16 protein-coding genes are annotated in these 14,042 nt (G+C 71.0%); 6 read left to right on the forward strand and 10 right to left on the reverse strand.

Going from position 1 to position 14,042, the window contains the following annotated elements; genetic code table 11:
• The first annotated feature begins 111 nt into the window (after positions 1 to 111).
• Complete coding sequence (locus ACQEXA_RS46030; RefSeq protein ID WP_359411927.1) at positions 112 to 600, forward strand: LNS2 domain-containing protein; 489 nt, start codon at positions 112 to 114, stop codon at positions 598 to 600.
• Between the two features lie 9 nt (positions 601 to 609).
• Here ACQEXA_RS46030 and ACQEXA_RS46035 read toward each other — a convergent pair whose 3' ends face one another.
• The 6 genes from ACQEXA_RS46035 to egtA all read right to left on the reverse strand — a co-directional run bounded on the left by ACQEXA_RS46035 (position 610) and on the right by egtA (position 7,180).
• Positions 610 to 825 (reverse strand): dodecin, encoded by a 216-nt coding sequence (locus tag ACQEXA_RS46035; RefSeq protein WP_359411925.1) that lies wholly within the window; start codon positions 823 to 825, stop codon positions 610 to 612.
• A 309-nt stretch (positions 826 to 1,134) separates the two neighbouring features.
• The gene (locus ACQEXA_RS46040) at positions 1,135 to 2,358 is read right to left on the reverse strand and encodes an IS110 family transposase (RefSeq protein WP_433128595.1); all 1,224 of its coding nucleotides are present in this window, start codon (positions 2,356 to 2,358) and stop codon (positions 1,135 to 1,137) included.
• 445 nt (positions 2,359 to 2,803) lie between these two features.
• The gene (egtD, locus tag ACQEXA_RS46045) at positions 2,804 to 3,766 is read right to left on the reverse strand and encodes an L-histidine N(alpha)-methyltransferase (protein ID WP_433132875.1); all 963 of its coding nucleotides are present in this window, start codon (positions 3,764 to 3,766) and stop codon (positions 2,804 to 2,806) included.
• Positions 3,763 to 4,551, reverse strand: coding sequence for an ergothioneine biosynthesis protein EgtC (egtC, locus tag ACQEXA_RS46050; protein ID WP_432920262.1), 789 nt, complete (start codon positions 4,549 to 4,551; stop codon positions 3,763 to 3,765). The genes egtD and egtC overlap by 4 nt, the downstream gene beginning before the upstream one ends.
• Positions 4,551 to 5,867, reverse strand: coding sequence for an ergothioneine biosynthesis protein EgtB (egtB, locus tag ACQEXA_RS46055; protein WP_432920264.1), 1,317 nt, complete (start codon positions 5,865 to 5,867; stop codon positions 4,551 to 4,553). The genes egtC and egtB overlap by 1 nt, the downstream gene beginning before the upstream one ends.
• A complete protein-coding gene (gene egtA / locus ACQEXA_RS46060; RefSeq protein WP_433132877.1) occupies positions 5,864 to 7,180 on the reverse strand; it encodes an ergothioneine biosynthesis glutamate--cysteine ligase EgtA in 1,317 nt (438 codons plus the stop codon). The genes egtB and egtA overlap by 4 nt, the downstream gene beginning before the upstream one ends.
• 299 nt (positions 7,181 to 7,479) lie before the next feature.
• Here egtA and ACQEXA_RS46065 point away from each other — a divergent pair, with 299 nt between their 5' ends.
• Complete coding sequence (locus ACQEXA_RS46065; protein WP_432924868.1) at positions 7,480 to 8,310, forward strand: TIGR02452 family protein; 831 nt, start codon at positions 7,480 to 7,482, stop codon at positions 8,308 to 8,310.
• Positions 8,311 to 8,319: 9 nt separating this feature from the next.
• On the opposite strand, the gene ACQEXA_RS46070 is transcribed toward ACQEXA_RS46065, so the two are convergent.
• From ACQEXA_RS46070 to ACQEXA_RS46080, 3 genes are all read right to left on the reverse strand, one after another.
• Positions 8,320 to 8,766 carry a type II toxin-antitoxin system PemK/MazF family toxin gene (locus tag ACQEXA_RS46070; RefSeq protein WP_432924866.1) on the reverse strand — a complete coding sequence of 149 codons (447 nt, stop codon included), beginning with the start codon at positions 8,764 to 8,766 and terminating at the stop codon, positions 8,320 to 8,322.
• Positions 8,767 to 8,841: 75 nt separating this feature from the next.
• On the reverse strand, positions 8,842 to 9,036 hold the full coding sequence (locus ACQEXA_RS46075; RefSeq protein WP_359395999.1) for an antitoxin: 195 nt from the start codon (positions 9,034 to 9,036) through the stop codon (positions 8,842 to 8,844).
• A 277-nt stretch (positions 9,037 to 9,313) separates the two neighbouring features.
• Positions 9,314 to 10,018: an SDR family oxidoreductase gene (locus ACQEXA_RS46080; RefSeq protein WP_432924863.1), complete on the reverse strand. Its 705-nt coding sequence runs from the start codon at positions 10,016 to 10,018 to the stop codon at positions 9,314 to 9,316.
• A gap of 105 nt (positions 10,019 to 10,123) precedes the next feature.
• Here ACQEXA_RS46080 and ACQEXA_RS46085 point away from each other — a divergent pair, with 105 nt between their 5' ends.
• From ACQEXA_RS46085 to ACQEXA_RS46095, 3 genes are all read left to right on the forward strand, one after another.
• Entirely contained in the window at positions 10,124 to 10,630 is a 507-nt protein-coding gene (locus ACQEXA_RS46085) for a winged helix-turn-helix transcriptional regulator (RefSeq protein WP_359396003.1), read from the forward strand.
• Positions 10,631 to 10,844: 214 nt separating this feature from the next.
• Positions 10,845 to 11,417: a TetR family transcriptional regulator C-terminal domain-containing protein gene (locus tag ACQEXA_RS46090; RefSeq protein ID WP_432924861.1), complete on the forward strand. Its 573-nt coding sequence runs from the start codon at positions 10,845 to 10,847 to the stop codon at positions 11,415 to 11,417.
• Between the two features lie 74 nt (positions 11,418 to 11,491).
• A complete protein-coding gene (locus ACQEXA_RS46095) occupies positions 11,492 to 12,508 on the forward strand; it encodes an alcohol dehydrogenase (RefSeq protein WP_432924859.1) in 1,017 nt (338 codons plus the stop codon).
• A gap of 100 nt (positions 12,509 to 12,608) precedes the next feature.
• On the opposite strand, the gene ACQEXA_RS46100 is transcribed toward ACQEXA_RS46095, so the two are convergent.
• A complete protein-coding gene (locus ACQEXA_RS46100) occupies positions 12,609 to 13,532 on the reverse strand; it encodes a LysR family transcriptional regulator (protein WP_432924857.1) in 924 nt (307 codons plus the stop codon).
• 149 nt (positions 13,533 to 13,681) lie between these two features.
• On the opposite strand from ACQEXA_RS46100, the gene ACQEXA_RS46105 reads away from it, so the two are divergent.
• Positions 13,682 to 13,984, forward strand: a complete 303-nt coding sequence (locus tag ACQEXA_RS46105) for a muconolactone Delta-isomerase family protein (RefSeq protein ID WP_359396172.1) — start codon at positions 13,682 to 13,684, stop codon at positions 13,982 to 13,984.
• The last annotated feature ends 58 nt before the right edge of the window (positions 13,985 to 14,042 follow it).

A 14,042-nucleotide genomic window follows, 5' to 3' on the forward strand; every position in this document is an offset into this window, starting at 1 on the left:
GGTGGGGGCCGTGTGCATTGCTGTCGAACAGCGTGAACCCGGGGCGACCGGGGGGCGGCTGGGCGGGCGGTTCGTACGGGGGACCTCGCCGATCACCCTAGAGTGGGCCGGGTGACGGACAACAGCAGGCCGGTCGCCGTATTCGATCTCGACAACACCCTCGCCGACACCGCGCACAGGCAGCGCTTCCTGGAGGCGCAACCGCGGGACTGGGCGGCGTTCTTCGCGGCCGCGCCGCAGGACCCTCCGCTGGCCGAGGGCGTCGCGCTGGCCCGGGAGACCGCCGAGTCGTGCGAGATCGTCTATCTGACCGGGCGGCCCGCGCGCTACCGGAACGACACCCTTGAGTGGCTCACCACCCACGGCCTGCCCGAGGGGCGCCTGTACATGCGGCCGGACACCGACCGCAGGCCCGCCCGCTTCACCAAGCTGGAGATTCTGCACGAGCTGGCCCGTGGCAGTGAGATCCGCATGCTCGTGGACGACGACGAACTGGTCTGCCACGACGCGGAACGGGCGGGTTTCCCCGTCGTACGCGCGCGCTGGGGAACCCCTTCCGTCGCGCTCAAGGACGCGCAGGAGCGGCAGGGGCGCACCTGACGGGTCCTGCTACTCGCCGCCCTCGATGCGGAAGCCCACCTTCAGGCCGACTTGGTAGTGCTCGATCTCGCCGTTCTCGATACGGCCCCTGACCTGAGTGACCTCGAACCAGTCCAGGTTGCGCAGGGTCTGTGAGGCACGGGCGATCGCATTGCGAACGGCCTGGTCGACGCCCTCGGGCGAGCTGCCGACGATCTCGGTGACCCGGTAGGTGTGGTCGGTCATGCGGGTGCTCCTCTCCGCGTGGCGGCTGTGTCACACGTCACTCCACCGTGCCGTACGATGCGGCGGATCGCGAGACATGGGGTCGTGCGGGGGGGTCGTGCGGGGGGGGGTGCCCCTATCTGTTTCGTCAACCCCGGTGGGGTCGGTTCGCAGGGGTTGATCCTGGTTTTCGGGAACGTCCCGCGAAGCGGGATCGGGACGTTCCCGGTGGATCGGGTGGCTGATGGGCAGCCCGGTGGCCGGCGGAGCCGGAGTGGCCATGCCGGTGCGCGGGCGTGATGGGGCCTGGAGGGCGGGGCGGTGGGGTCGTCAGGCGGCGAGGCCGACGTCGCCCGGGGTGCGTGCTTCGTAGAGGGCGCCGGTGCGGATCATCGCGTGGATGACGTTCACGCGCTGGCGGGCCAGGCGGAGGATCGCCTGGGTGTGGGTCTTGCCGCGTGCGCGTTGACGGTCGTAGTAGATCCGGGAGGACGGGTCGGACTTGCAGCCGATCGCGGCGAACGCGGCCTGGAACAGGGCGCGTTTGAGGAGTCGGTTGCCGCGGTGGGGTGCGTGCTCGCCGCGGATGGAGGTGCCCGAGGACTTCGTGGCCGGGGCGAGTCCGGCGTAGGAGGCGAGGTGTCCGGCGGTGGGGAAGGAAGTGCCGTCACCGATCGCGACGATCACGGCGGCTGTGGTCCTGACGCCCAGGCCGGGCAGGGACGTCAGGAGGTGGAAAAGAGGGAGGGCCTCCAGCAGGGCGGCGATCTCCTGCTCGGCCTGGCGGCGCTGGGTGTGGGCGGCGGCGAGCTGGGCGGCGAGTCCCGGCACGATCACGGCGCTGGCCTCGGTGCCCGGAACGACAAGGGTCTGCTCGGCGAGCGCGTCGAAGATCTCTGCGGTCAGGTGGTGGGCCTTGCGTGAGCCGTGGGCCTTGAGCAGGGCCTCGCAGCGGGCACGGCCCAGCTTCTTCAGCCTGGACGGGGATCCGTGCCGTTGAAGGAGAACCTGGATGTAGGGGTAGGCCAGGCGGGGGCCGAGGACGCGTTCAAGGGAAGGATGGATCTGGGAGAGCAGGCCGCGCAGCCGGTTCGTGGTGCGGTTGACCTCGCCGGCCAGGTCGTTGTCGTAGCCGGTGAGCATGGTCAGCTCGGCCAGCGCCTCGTCGTCACGGTCCACCGCGCGCAGGGTGTGCGGCATGCTCCGGGCGGTCTCAGCGATCACGTAGGCGTCACGGGCGTCGGTCTTGGCCTCGCCCGGATGCAGATCGGCGGCCCGGCGCATCGACAAGCCGGGCAGGTAGGCGACCCGGCAGCCTGCCGCGCGGGCCACCGTCAGCGGCAACGCGCCAATGTTGGCGACCTGGTCCACGATCACCAGGACGGTGCCGAACTTCGTCACCAGCCGGCTGAACAGCTCCAGCAGCCTCGGTTCGGTGTTCGGCAGTCTCTTGTCGTGGACGGTCTTCCCTTCGCACGTCAGACCGTGGGCGTGGTGGAACTCCTTGCCCAGGTCCAGGCCGAGGAAGAGATCTATCCCGGCGGTGTCGACCATGTACGCGTGCCCCTCGTCACTCGTGCTCCCCCCGGCCGTCCCTGCGGCACCACACGCCGGCAACCACGTTACGCAGACATCCCCGCCCACAAGCGGTCCGGCGTTGCACCGGGCCAGGCGGTCGTCAGGCCCCTCATCAGCGGTCAAGCGGTGCCCCAAAGCCCGGCGGCAACACCCCCCAGGTCATCACCTCGACAGGGGGCAAACAGCCATACCGGGCCCGGGGGCCAGGCGCCCCATTGCGGGGCCACGGAAAAGGTAACGGGGCCACGGACGGCGCGGACAACCCTTCAAGGCCTCTGTGGCGAACGCGCCGGGAGGCGCGGATCCCGCTTGGGCAGCGGGATCCGCGCCTCCCGGCGCAACACCCGAATACGCGCCGGCGGCAGGCCGCGCGCCCGTCACCGGGCGCCGCACGGACCGGCGTCATCCGGGACCGGCTCGGTCAGCGGGTCACGCTCAGCGACAGCGCGAACCTCCCGTCCGTGTCCGTCCACCAGTGGGTCAACGCCAGTCTCGCTGCGGCGAGTTCATGACGTATGCCGTCCTTGCGGAACTTCGCCGACACCTCGGTGCGCATTTCCTCGCCGCGTATGAAGTCCACCGCCAGGTCGAGGGTGGGGACCTTCACGGTCTGCGCCCTGAGCGCCCGCAGCCGCATCTCGATCCACTCGTTCTCGGGGTCCCACAGGGCCACATGGGCGAACGCGCCGGGGTCGAAGTCGGCCCCCAGCTCACGGTTGACGACGGTCAGCACGTTCTTGTTGAACTCGGCCGTCACCCCGGCCGCGTCGTCGTACGCCGCCACCAGCACCGACTCGTCCTTGACCAGGTCGGTGCCGAGCAGCAGCGCGTCTTTGGGCGCCAGGAGCGAGCGTACGGACGTCAGGAACGCCGCCCGCTCGTCCGGCACCAGGTTGCCGATCGTGCCGCCCAGGAACGCCACCAGGCGCGGCCCGGGTGTGTCCGGCAGCTCCAGGCCGGCGGTGAAGTCGGCGATGAGCGCGTGGACGTTCAGTCCGGGCCGTTCGGCGATCAGCGCATGGCCGGCCTGGGTGAGCGCGCTCTCGCTCACATCCACCGGCACATAGGTGTCGAGGCCGGTCAGCGCGTCCAGCAGGTACCGGGTCTTCTCGGACGAGCCGGAGCCCAGCTCCACCAGCGTGCGGGCGCCGGTCGCGGACGCGATCTCCCCGGCGCGGTCGATCAGGATCTCGCGCTCGGCGCGCGTGGGGTAGTACTCGGGCAGTTCGGTGATCTTTTCGAACAGGTTGCTGCCGTGAGCGTCGTAGAACCACTTCGGCGGCAGTGTCTTGGGCATGCGGGTGAGGCCGTGGAGCACATCGGCGCGCAGCGCGGCGTCTGTGGCGTCCTCGGGAAGGGTGCGGGTGAGATGGAACGGGCTCACGTGCTCGGCTCCTCGCGTGGTACGGATGCCATGTCGTCGCGGAGATCCTTGAGAGGGGTGAGCAGGACGTCGGTGCGCGTGGCCGCGAGCAGTGTGCGGTCGGGCACCTCCTGCCATTGCGGGTCGTCGTCGTAGGGCTCGGAGGCCACGACGGTGCGGCCGGGCTCGGCCAGGTACCAGAGCGTGTCCCCCCATGCGGTGGCGGCGATCGTCTCCCCGTTGGTGAGCAGCAGGTTGAGCCGGGAGCCGGGGGCCGCCTCGCCGATCTCCAGCACGGTGTCGGCCAGCGCCTGTCCCGCCTCGTCGCCGGTGCGCAGCCGGTTCAGCACGAGCGCCCAGACCAGCGCGGAGTCGGTGCGCGCCTCCAGCGACAGCAACTCGGCGGGCGGCAGGGTGCGGGTGAGGTCCGCGACCGAACGGGGCCAGTCGGTGACGGCCCCGTTGTGGCTGAACAGCCAGCGGCCCGCGGCGAACGGGGCGGCGGCGGCCTCCCCTGCGGCACACCCTTCGGTGGCGTCGCGTACGGCGGCCAGGAACGCGCCGGAGCGCACGACCCGCGCCAGATCGGCGAAGGACGGGTCGCTCCAGATGGGTCCCATCCGGCGGTACCGGGCCGGCACCGGATCGCCGGCGGCGTACCAACCGACCCCGAAGCCGTCGGCGTTGACCGTTCCATAGCGCTGCCTGCGCGGCGCCCACGACTGCCGGTAGAGGCTGTGCTTAGGCTCCATGAGTATCCGGCCGAGGGGCTCCTCAGCGCCGAGAAAAGCCAGATGACGACACATCAGGCATCCCTCGCCGTACGGAATCCGGAGAAGATCTGCCGCCGGATCGGATAGTCCCAGTTGCGGAACGTGCCGCGGCAGGCCACCTGGTCCACGGCGAACGAACCGCCGCGCAGCACCTTGTACTCGGGCCCGAAGAAGACCTCCGAGTACTCCTTGTACGGGAACGCGGTGAACCCCGGGTACGGCAGGAAGTCGCTCGCCGTCCACTCCCACACGTCGCCGATCAACTGCCGTACGCCGAGCGGTGAGGCGCCCGCCGGATAGCTGCCGGCCGGCGCCGGACGCAGATGACGCTGGCCGAGGTTGGCGTGCTCGGGCCCCGGGTCGGCGTCCCCCCACGGGTAGCGGCGGGACCGGCCGGTGTCCGGGTCGTGGCGCGCCGCCTTCTCCCACTCCGTCTCGGTGGGCAGCCGGCGCCCCGCCCAGCGCGCATACGCGTCCGCCTCGTACCAGCACACGTGCAGGACGGGCTCGTCGGGCGGCACCACCTCGGTGGTCCCCAAGCGTCGCCGCAGCCACTGCCCGCCCTCGCGCCGCCAGTACAGCGGGGCCTCGAGGTTGTTGGTGCGGATGTGCGCCCACCCCTCAGGGGTCCACCAGCGCTCTTCGCCGTACCCTCCGTCCTCGATGAACGCCTGGTAGGCGGCGTTCGTGACCGGGGTGGCATCGATGTAGAAGCCGGGGACCAGACGCTCGTGCGCGGGCCGTTCGTTGTCCAGTGCCCATGGCTCGGTCGAGGTGCCCATCGTGAACGGTCCGCCGGGCACGAGGACTTCGCAGGGACCGTCGTACGGCGCCACCGGCTCCGGATCGGGTGCGGTCAGCGCCCCCGGCCCGCGGCGGAGCTGATGGGTGATCAGCATCGTCTCATCGTGCTGCTGTTCGTGCTGGGCGATCATGCCGAAGGCGAAGCCCGCCTCGGTCAGGCGCCGGCCCTCGAACGGCGTGCTCTCCAGCACGTCCAGGGCCCGGCCGCGCACCTCGGCGGCGTACCGCCGGGCCTGCGTGGGCGGCAGCAGCGGGAGGGTGGGCCGCGCGGCGCGCGGGTGCTCGAAGGCGTCGTAGATCCCGTCGATGTCGGGGCGCATGGCCTCGCGTCCCGCGACCGTGCGCAGCAGCCACAGCTCTTCCTGGTTGCCTATGTGCGCGAGGTCCCACACCAGCGGTGACATCAGCGGTGAGTGCTGGGCCATGAGGTCGGGTTCGTCGACACAGGTGGTCAGGAGCGCCGTACGGTCGCGGGCCGTGGTCAGCGCGTCCAGTACACGCTCCCGGAGCTTCTCCGGGTCTGTCGGTGACCGGTCGTCGGTCATGTGCGGATGTCCTTCCCGTGGAACCGGGTGTCCTCCCCGCCGGAACGGGTGTCCTTCCCGTGGAACTGGAGCAGCAGATCGTCGGCGGGGCAGCGGCCCCGGGCCACGTAGCGGTCGGTGAACTCCGCGACCAGGCGCCGCACGCGGGCGGTGGCGCCGAGCCGGGGCAGCGCCTCGGCCGCGGCCGCGAAACAGGCGACGGCGGCCTCGTGCAGCTCGGGGTCGCTGAGACCGTCGCGGGCGGCGGCGACCCACAGCGGATTACACGGAGCCGGAAGTGAACCAGCCCGCTCCGCCAGGGGTTTCACCGTCCGGTAGGCGGTCTCGGCGGCCTGCGGATCGTCGAAGAGCGCGGTCGTCACAGCGAGCGGCACGATCCATCCGTCGTCGCCCGGCTGGGCATCGATCATGCGGAATTCAAGATGCCCGCGGGGCCGTATCGGAGGAAACAGCGTCGTGAGGTGGTAGTCGAGGTCACCGCGGCCCGGCGGGTCCGCGGACCGGGTCCAGTCCCGGAAACTCATACCGTCCGGCACACGCCAGGGGCCGGTCTCGGCCCGGACGCACATCACGGGCGCGTCCATCACATGCCGGGCCCACGCGACCCTAGGGTCGCCGCCGAGGGGCGCAGCGCTGCTGCGCCCCGGTTCCATGGCGGCCCACACGAACTGCCGCGTCGAGCGCCAGCCCGTGGGCCGGCCGCGTGACAGCGGAGAGTGCGCGAACGCGGCGACCAACACCGCGCCCAGCTGGTGCGCCAGCCACCAACGCCGCCCGTGCCCGAGGGGGCCCGGCTCCTCGTATCCGGCGTCCAGGCACACCTGGACGGAGGCGGAGGAGCACATCATGAAACGACCCTCGGGGCCGGTGCGGTCCAGGTACCGCTCCATGGCGTCATAGCGCGGCTCACGAAGGAAGCGGCGTGGAGGGTTCCAGAGATCCTGGCCGTAGCCACTGAGGCCGATATCGGCCTCACACAGCAGCGCGCGGACCGCCTCGAGGTCGGCGGAGACGGCCCCTATGCACTCCATCAGGGAGGCGGCCGGAGCTGAGCTGAGCTCCAGCTGGCCGCCGGGTTCGACGGTGAGCGCCGAACTCAGGGGCAGGGACCGCAGTGCGGCGTAGGCCGCTCGTAGACGTTCGGGTGATACAGGGAGCCACGGTCTCCGCAGCTCGTGGACGAGCCATTCCACCTCGACACCGAGCGAGCGGGGCGGTCCGGTCTTGAAGCAGATGCCGCGGACCAGCGCCTCCACCTCGGCGTCGGTGACGGCGGAGCGGGGCTCCGTACAGTCACTCACCGAATCGGACATGTCGGGATCCTCCTGAGATTCCACCATGCCTTCGACCCGGTGCCTGATCGACCGGGCCGGTTTCACTCGTCCCACCCAAGACCTTGGCGTCGATTCGCACAAGGGTGCCCAGTGGGCTTTGCGGTGCCATCGCTTTCTGTTGGTCGGGGCGAAATCGGTTGTTTTCGGGGGCGGGAAACTCTGTTGCGGCGCAGGTCCAGGATCGCTCACCATTCCTGCGTGAGCACGACGGGGGAGACCGGTGGTGGACCGGAGGAGGCCGTGCGCGCTGCGCTCACGGCGCCCACGGGGGTGGCGCCGTGAGCGCGCGCCTGCGGGGAATCGCGCAGCAGACGGAGGAGATCGTCGCTGCGGGCGCCTATCGCGCGGCCGGTGGCCGGACGGTGGCCATCGCCGCGGCGGTCGAGGCCGCGCGGAGCGGCACGCGTATGTTCGGACCGGATCCGGTGCGGACACCGCAGCCCAGCACCGTCCCGACCGTCCTCGAGGTCACCGGGGAGAGCAGTCTGGAGGCCGCCCGGCGCCTGCTGAGCCGTTCGGGTGAGCGGGTGGCCGTGCTGAACTTCGCCTCCGCGCGCAATCCGGGCGGTGGCTATCTGAACGGCGCGCAGGCCCAGGAGGAGGCCCTGTGCCGGGCCTCCGCGCTGTACGCGTGCGTCCGTGAGGTCAGGGAGTTCTACGACCACCACCGGGCGCACCGCGACCCGTTCTACACGGACCGCGTCATCCATTCGCCCGCCGTGCCCGTCTTCCGCGACGACCGGGGCCGTCTGCTCGACGAGCCGTACCCGGCCGGCTTCCTGACCGCCGCGGCGCCGAACGCCGGAGTGGTGCGCCGCAGGACGCCGCAGCGCGTGACCGAACTGCCGGGTGCCCTGGCGGTGCGGGCCGAACGGGTCCTGGAGACCGCGGTCGTCTGCGGCTACCGGCGGCTGGTCCTGGGTGCCTGGGGCTGCGGGGTGTTCCAGAACGACCCGGCACAGGTGGCCGGGGCGTTTCGGGAACTGCTGGTCGAGGGGCGGTTCGAGGGCTGCTTCGAGGAGATCGTCTTCGGCGTGCTGGACCGCACGCCGGGCACCACGACACGGGCCGCGTTCGCACAGGCCTTCGCCGACGTGTGCGCCCCGTGACCCCGCCGCTCAGTTCCAGCCGTACCTTTCCCGCAGCCGGTGTACGACGAGGTTGAACCGCATCCGGTCCAGCGCGCACGCCTCGCGCCGCATTCCGTTCTCGTGCAGTCGCAGCACGCGGTCGACATCCACCCAGGAGTCGCGCCCCGACCGGTCCCAGGGCCCGCTGCCTATCGCCACCCACTCCCGGTCGTGGTCGTGCTGCTTGCTGGACAACTGCACGGCGAGCAGCGTGCCGGACGTCTCCCGGGCGACCACGAGGACCGGACGGTCCTTGCCCCGTCCGTCGTTCTCCTCGAACGGCACCCAGGTCCAGACGATCTCCCCGGGGTCGGGATCGCCGTCGTGCGCGGGGGAGTACTCGGTCCTCACCCGCCCCACCTGACGGGGGTCGGCCTCGGTGGTCGCGGAGGGGCCGTAGCGGCCGGGAATGTCTTCGTCGGCAAAGGCAGTCACGCGGCACACGTTAGAGCCTCGCCGCGGACGCCCGGTGAGGGGGTCCGCGAACGTGACGCTGCGTCAGTTCGCTGTCTACGGCTGGGGCGGGTTGTCCCGGTCCTGCGGGGGCCGCATCTGGTCCCTGAGGGCGTCGGGGCCCTTGTCCACCTGACCGCCGGTCATGTCCCGGGTCTTGTCCTCGGCGATGCGGCCGGCCTTTTCGGCGCTCTCGCCCATGTGTTCCCCGTGGCCCGTCAGCATCCGCTTGAGCTTGTCCATCACGGACATCGTGGCCTCCTTGCGGGTTTTCCCAGGTCTTCCCGGGTCTTCCCCCTTCCTTCAGCATCGGCGTCCCCCGCCGGGGCCGCATCCGCTGCGGCCGGGGCGGGGCCGTCGCCCTTGGGGTGTCCGGTCACCCGAACCGGTCCGGCCGGTCCGGTGGCACACGCAGGCCGCGTCACCGGGAGCGGTGTCCTGATCGCCAAGGGCCGCAAGCCGATGCCCGGACGGTCGTCGGGGCAGCCGGAAGCCGCCCCGACGACCGCGAACGTAAAGAGCGGCCGGATCAGAAACCGATCTCGTGCAGTCCCGCGATGCCGCCGGCGAGCGCCGCGCGGGTCTTCCTGGTGAACTCGTCGATGAGGATTTCGTTCGCGTCGTCCTCGAGCGCGCGAAGCGTCTGCTCGGCCACCTCGTCCGCACTCAGCTTCGGGGCGTCCACTCCCGCGCTGAGGTCCGTGTCGACGAAAGCGCAGTGCACGCCCAGCACCTGGGTCCCCTGCTTGCGCAGACCCTGGCGGAGCGCGTTGGTCAGCGACCACTGCGCCGCCTTGGAGGCCGAATATCCGGGTGCTCCCTCGATCGCCCACCAGGAGGCCGCGGACAGCACGTTCACCAGCGCTCCGCCCTCGTGCGCCGCGAGGACCGGAGCGAAGGCGCGGGAGACCGACCAGGTGCCGTAGAAGTTGACCTCCATCGCACGGCGGGCGCCGTCGAGGTCGCCGTCCAGGAGGTGGGTGCCGCCACTGGTCTGTCCGGCGTTGTTGATCACGATCGTGACGTCCTGGGCGGCCTCGGCCGCCGCCGCGACCTCCCGGGGGTCGGTCACGTCCAGCCGCAGCGGTGTCAGCCGGGGGTCGGTCACGGTCTCCGGGTTGCGCACCGCCGCGTACACCTTGGCGGCACCGCGGTCCAGAAGGGCCTGGCTCAGAGCCGCGCCTATCCCGCGGTTCGCGCCCGTGACCAGGGCTGTCTGTCCGTTGATGCGCATGGGTCGCCTCCCGGCTCAGAGCCGGGGCGCCATGGGCCCCAGCTGAATTGGTTCTTCCAAGCTAGCACGTGGATTGGATTCTCCAAGTCATGTAGGTTGGTCACCATGGCCAGAGCGAAGCGACCCGAGATCACTCCGGACCAGCCCGTCTGCTCCATCGAGCGGAGCCTGGGCCTCCTCGGGGACCGCTGGACCCTGCTCGTCATCCGCGAGGCCATGGCGGGCGTGACCCGGTTCAGCGACTTCCGCGACGCCCTGGGCATCGCCACCGACCTGCTCACGCAGCGCCTCGCGGCGCTGGTGGAGGGCGGTGTGATGGAGCGCCGCACCTATCAGGAGCCGGGGCGCCGGGCCCGGTTCGACTACCACCTGACGCCGGCCGGGCGTGAGTTGCTGGTGGTGCTCGGCGCGATCCAGCAATGGGGGGACCGGCACCGTCCGCCCGTGAGCGGACCGAGTGCCCTGCGCCGCAGCCGCAGCACGCTGCGGCCCTTGGGTGTCGCATTCGTGGACGATCATGGCGAGGCCGTCGATCTCGACGATGTGGAGTTCGTGCTCAAGGACGGCCGTGGCGCCCCTGCGCCTGCGGAGGGCGGGGCGCTGTCCGGTTGACCGGGCGCCGCCCATGTTCGGGCGGGGTCGGTGGCGACAGCGCACGGAGGTGTCGGGCTCCGGTCCCGCGGCGCCGATTTCGAGTCTTCCGTGGTTCCGGTCGAGTGGTGTCCGGTGAGGATGCCGAGGCGCTTGACGAATTCCAAGTAGACTGGTCATATTAGTTTCAAGTAGACCGGCCATATAGGCGTACGGCAGAACGAGGTGACATCCGATGGCGCGAGCGTCCAAGCGCGAGCAGATCGCGCAGGCGGCCCTTGAGCAGTTCCACCTGCGTGGCTTCCATGCGACCGGCATCAACGACATCACCGCGGCCGCCGGAGCTCCGAAGGGGTCGTTCTACAACCACTTCTCCAGCAAGGAGGAGAGCGCGCTGGAGGCGCTGGACCGCTACGGCGCCGGGCTGCGGTTCGACATCCTCACCGCACCCGGGCGATCCCCCCTTGAGCGGTTGCGGGCCCACTTCGACTTCCTCCGGCGGCCCGTCGTCGACAGCGGGTTCTCGCAAGGGTGTCTCGTGGGCAACTTCGCGGCCGAGGTCGGCGATCACAACGAAGTGATCAGGGCCGCGGTGCGGCGGGGTTTCGACCAATGGGCCGCCCTGATCGCCCAGGTGCTGACCGAGGCGCGGGAATCGGGAGAAGTGTCTGCCGGCCTCGATGCCGACGACGCCGCGCGGTTCATCCTCAGCGCCTGGGAGGGCACGCTGCTCGTCGCCCGCGCCGACAAGTCCTCCGTTCCCTTCGACAGCTTCTTCCACATGGTCTTCGGCGTCGTCCTGCACTGAGTGCTGAGCGCCGGCGGCCCCATCACATCCACTGTTCGGTTCACGGGACCGACAGGCTATTCAGGAGTATCGACATGTCCACTTATCGAGCCTTCGAGGCCACCGGAGTCCACCAACTGCGGCTGGTGGAACGTGAACTGGTGGAGCCCGCACCCGGGCACGTCCGGCTGCGGGTGGAGGCGTGCGGCGTCTGCCACACCGACGCGCTGGCGGTGGAGGGCCTGCGCCCCGACCCCTCGAAGCCGCTCGTGCCCGGACACGAGATCGTCGGGGTGATCGACGCGGTGGGCCCCGGCGTCAGCGCCTGGCGGCCGGGCGACCGGGTCGGCGTCGGGTTCCTCGGCGGCCAGTGCTGGGAGTGCGAGCCGTGCCGCCGCGGCGACTTCGTCAACTGCGTCAACCAGGCACAGACCGGAACCACCGTCGACGGCGGCTACGCCGAGGTGGTCTACGCACGAGCCAGCGGCCTCGTCCGGATCCCCGACGGCCTGACCGCCGCCGAGGCCGCGCCGCTGCTGTGCGCGGGCCTGACCACGTTCATCGCCCTCCAGCAGAAGGCCAGCCGGGCGGGCAGCCTGGTGGCCGTGCAGGGCATCGGCGGACTGGGGCACCTGGCCCTGCAGTACGCCCGCAGTCTCGGGTACCGCGTCGCCGCCATCGCGCGCGGGACCGACAAGGAGAAGCTGGCACGGGAACTGGGCGCCCACGAGTACATCGACAGCACCCGTGAGGACCCCGCCGCGGCCCTGCGGAACCTGGGCGGCGCGGCGCTCGTCGTCGCCACCGCGTCGAGCGGCGCCTCCATGAGCCCCCTGGTCGACGGCCTCGCGCCGGGTGGAAACCTGGTCGTGGTCGGCGCCGCGCCCGACCCCCTCTCGGTGTCCACGATCAGCCTGATCTTCGGCACGCGCAGCATCACCGGCAGCCTCACCGGGTCGTCCATCGAGAACGAGGACAACCTCGCCTACTGCCTGGCGCAGGACATCCGGCCGATGGTGGAGACACTGCCGTTCGAGCGGGCGATGGACGCCTACGAGCGGATGCTCTCCGGGGACGCCCGCTTCCGCATGGTCCTCGACATGGCTTCCTGAGACGCCCGGTCCACCGGCGGCGGTACGGCCGGTGCCGAAACCATCCGGCGATGGCCGAGCGCGGCCGGATGTTCTCGAGCGGCCCCGGTCTCCGGGGCCGTCAGAGTCTGTAGGGGTCGCCGTCGGGCAGCCAGGCGTCCGGGGCGTGGATGCCGAGATCGCCGACCCCCTCGGTCAGGGCGTCCACCACGGCCAGGACCGATGTGCGCTGCTCGCCGCCGCGCCACACCAGCGACCACGTCCAGTAGACCTTCGGGCCGACCAGGGGGCGCCGTACCAGGTCGGGCGGCAGGGAAGTGGTCTGGCCCTTCGGGGAGTTGATCACGGGACGGCGGCAGCGGCGCACATGGTCGAAGAAGGCGGGACCGGTGATGCCGCCGTCGGTGATGGAGACGGCCCGGGCACCTGTGTCCTCGCACAGTTCCTCGGCGAATACGTTCCAGGACGCCCAGGACGTGGTGTCCGCGTCGATCAGAACCGTCGTGTCCCGGACCCGTACATCGCGCTCTGCGGCACCGGGGCCGACGGCGTACAGCCGGTCCGCGCCGATGAGCCGGGCCTTGAGATCCAGGCGCTCCAGATCCTCGTGGCGTATCCAGCACACGGCGACGTCGAGGCTGCCGTCAGCGACCCTGGCGGCCTGGGTGTGCGAGGGCGCGACCCACGCGTCAAGGTGCACTTGGGCCACGGAGGCGGTACGGGTGGTCAGGTCCGGGGGCAGCCAGTTGACGTAACCGAGCCGTACCGCCTCCGAGCCGGCGAGGAGACCGGCGCGCCGCTTGAGGTCGTCCGCCCGCTCCACCAGGGCGCGGGTGTGCGGCAGGAGGGCCGACCCGGCCGCGGTCAGGGACACCGAACGGCGGTCACGGTCGAAGAGCTTCACACCGAGGTCGCGTTCCAGCGCCTTGATCTGCTGTGACAGCGAAGGACCGGCGATCAGCAGCCGCTCGGCGGCCCGGCCGAAGTTCAGCTCCTCGGCGACCGCGAGGAAGTACCGCAGTTGGCGCAGTTCCACGCTCGCCATGCTACGGCGCTGAGAGGTTGCGCCTACCAGCAGCGAGATGGCCGGTCGTGGCGCCGTTCGCGGCGGCGGGGACACGATGGGCTCGTGGCCCTGCCTCGGCACCCCGGTCGCACGGGGGGCTTGCCCACCCACTTTGGAGAGCGATGAGCATGCGTGAGTTCCTGGTCGAGATCACCACCACGGTTCCCGAGGGCACCGGCCAGGAAGAGGTCGACCGACGGCGCGCGGCCGAAGCCGAGCGCGCGAGGGAACTCGCCGCCACCGGCCACCTCGTGCGGCTGTGGCGCCCGGTCGGCGAGTTGCGCAGCTACGGGATCTGGCGTGCCGCCGACGAGGCACAACTGCACGAGAAGGTGCTCGGCACGCTGCCGCTGAGCCCGTGGATGACCTTCACCGTCACGCCGCTCGAATCCCACCCCAACGACCCTGGCCGGACCGGCTCGGCGTCCTGACCCCGAAGCCCCGCCCCCTCACGCCCTCGTTGGCGAAGGCCGGCGACGCCTGCGGTTC

Origin of the sequence: Streptomyces sp. CA-106110 (genome assembly GCF_050936285.1) — a bacterium.
Classification (GTDB): Bacteria; Actinomycetota; Actinomycetes; order Streptomycetales; family Streptomycetaceae; genus Streptomyces.

Excerpts from the sequence above, each read along its gene's own strand:
- ACQEXA_RS46035 (WP_359411925.1), bottom strand. The coding sequence starts at position 825 with ATGACCGACCACACCTACCGGGTCACCGAGATCGTCGGCAGCTCGCCC.
- ACQEXA_RS46040 (WP_433128595.1), bottom strand. The coding sequence starts at position 2,358 with ATGGTCGACACCGCCGGGATAGATCTCTTCCTCGGCCTGGACCTGGGC.
- egtC (WP_432920262.1), bottom strand. The coding sequence starts at position 4,551 with ATGTGTCGTCATCTGGCTTTTCTCGGCGCTGAGGAGCCCCTCGGCCGG.
- egtB (WP_432920264.1), bottom strand. The coding sequence starts at position 5,867 with ATGACCGACGACCGGTCACCGACAGACCCGGAGAAGCTCCGGGAGCGT.
- egtA (WP_433132877.1), bottom strand. The coding sequence starts at position 7,180 with ATGTCCGATTCGGTGAGTGACTGTACGGAGCCCCGCTCCGCCGTCACC.
- ACQEXA_RS46075 (WP_359395999.1), bottom strand. The coding sequence starts at position 9,036 with ATGTCCGTGATGGACAAGCTCAAGCGGATGCTGACGGGCCACGGGGAA.
- ACQEXA_RS46080 (WP_432924863.1), bottom strand. The coding sequence starts at position 10,018 with ATGCGCATCAACGGACAGACAGCCCTGGTCACGGGCGCGAACCGCGGG.
- ACQEXA_RS46085 (WP_359396003.1), top strand. The coding sequence starts at position 10,124 with ATGGCCAGAGCGAAGCGACCCGAGATCACTCCGGACCAGCCCGTCTGC.
- ACQEXA_RS46090 (WP_432924861.1), top strand. The coding sequence starts at position 10,845 with ATGGCGCGAGCGTCCAAGCGCGAGCAGATCGCGCAGGCGGCCCTTGAG.
- ACQEXA_RS46095 (WP_432924859.1), top strand. The coding sequence starts at position 11,492 with ATGTCCACTTATCGAGCCTTCGAGGCCACCGGAGTCCACCAACTGCGG.
- ACQEXA_RS46100 (WP_432924857.1), bottom strand. The coding sequence starts at position 13,532 with ATGGCGAGCGTGGAACTGCGCCAACTGCGGTACTTCCTCGCGGTCGCC.
- ACQEXA_RS46105 (WP_359396172.1), top strand. The coding sequence starts at position 13,682 with ATGCGTGAGTTCCTGGTCGAGATCACCACCACGGTTCCCGAGGGCACC.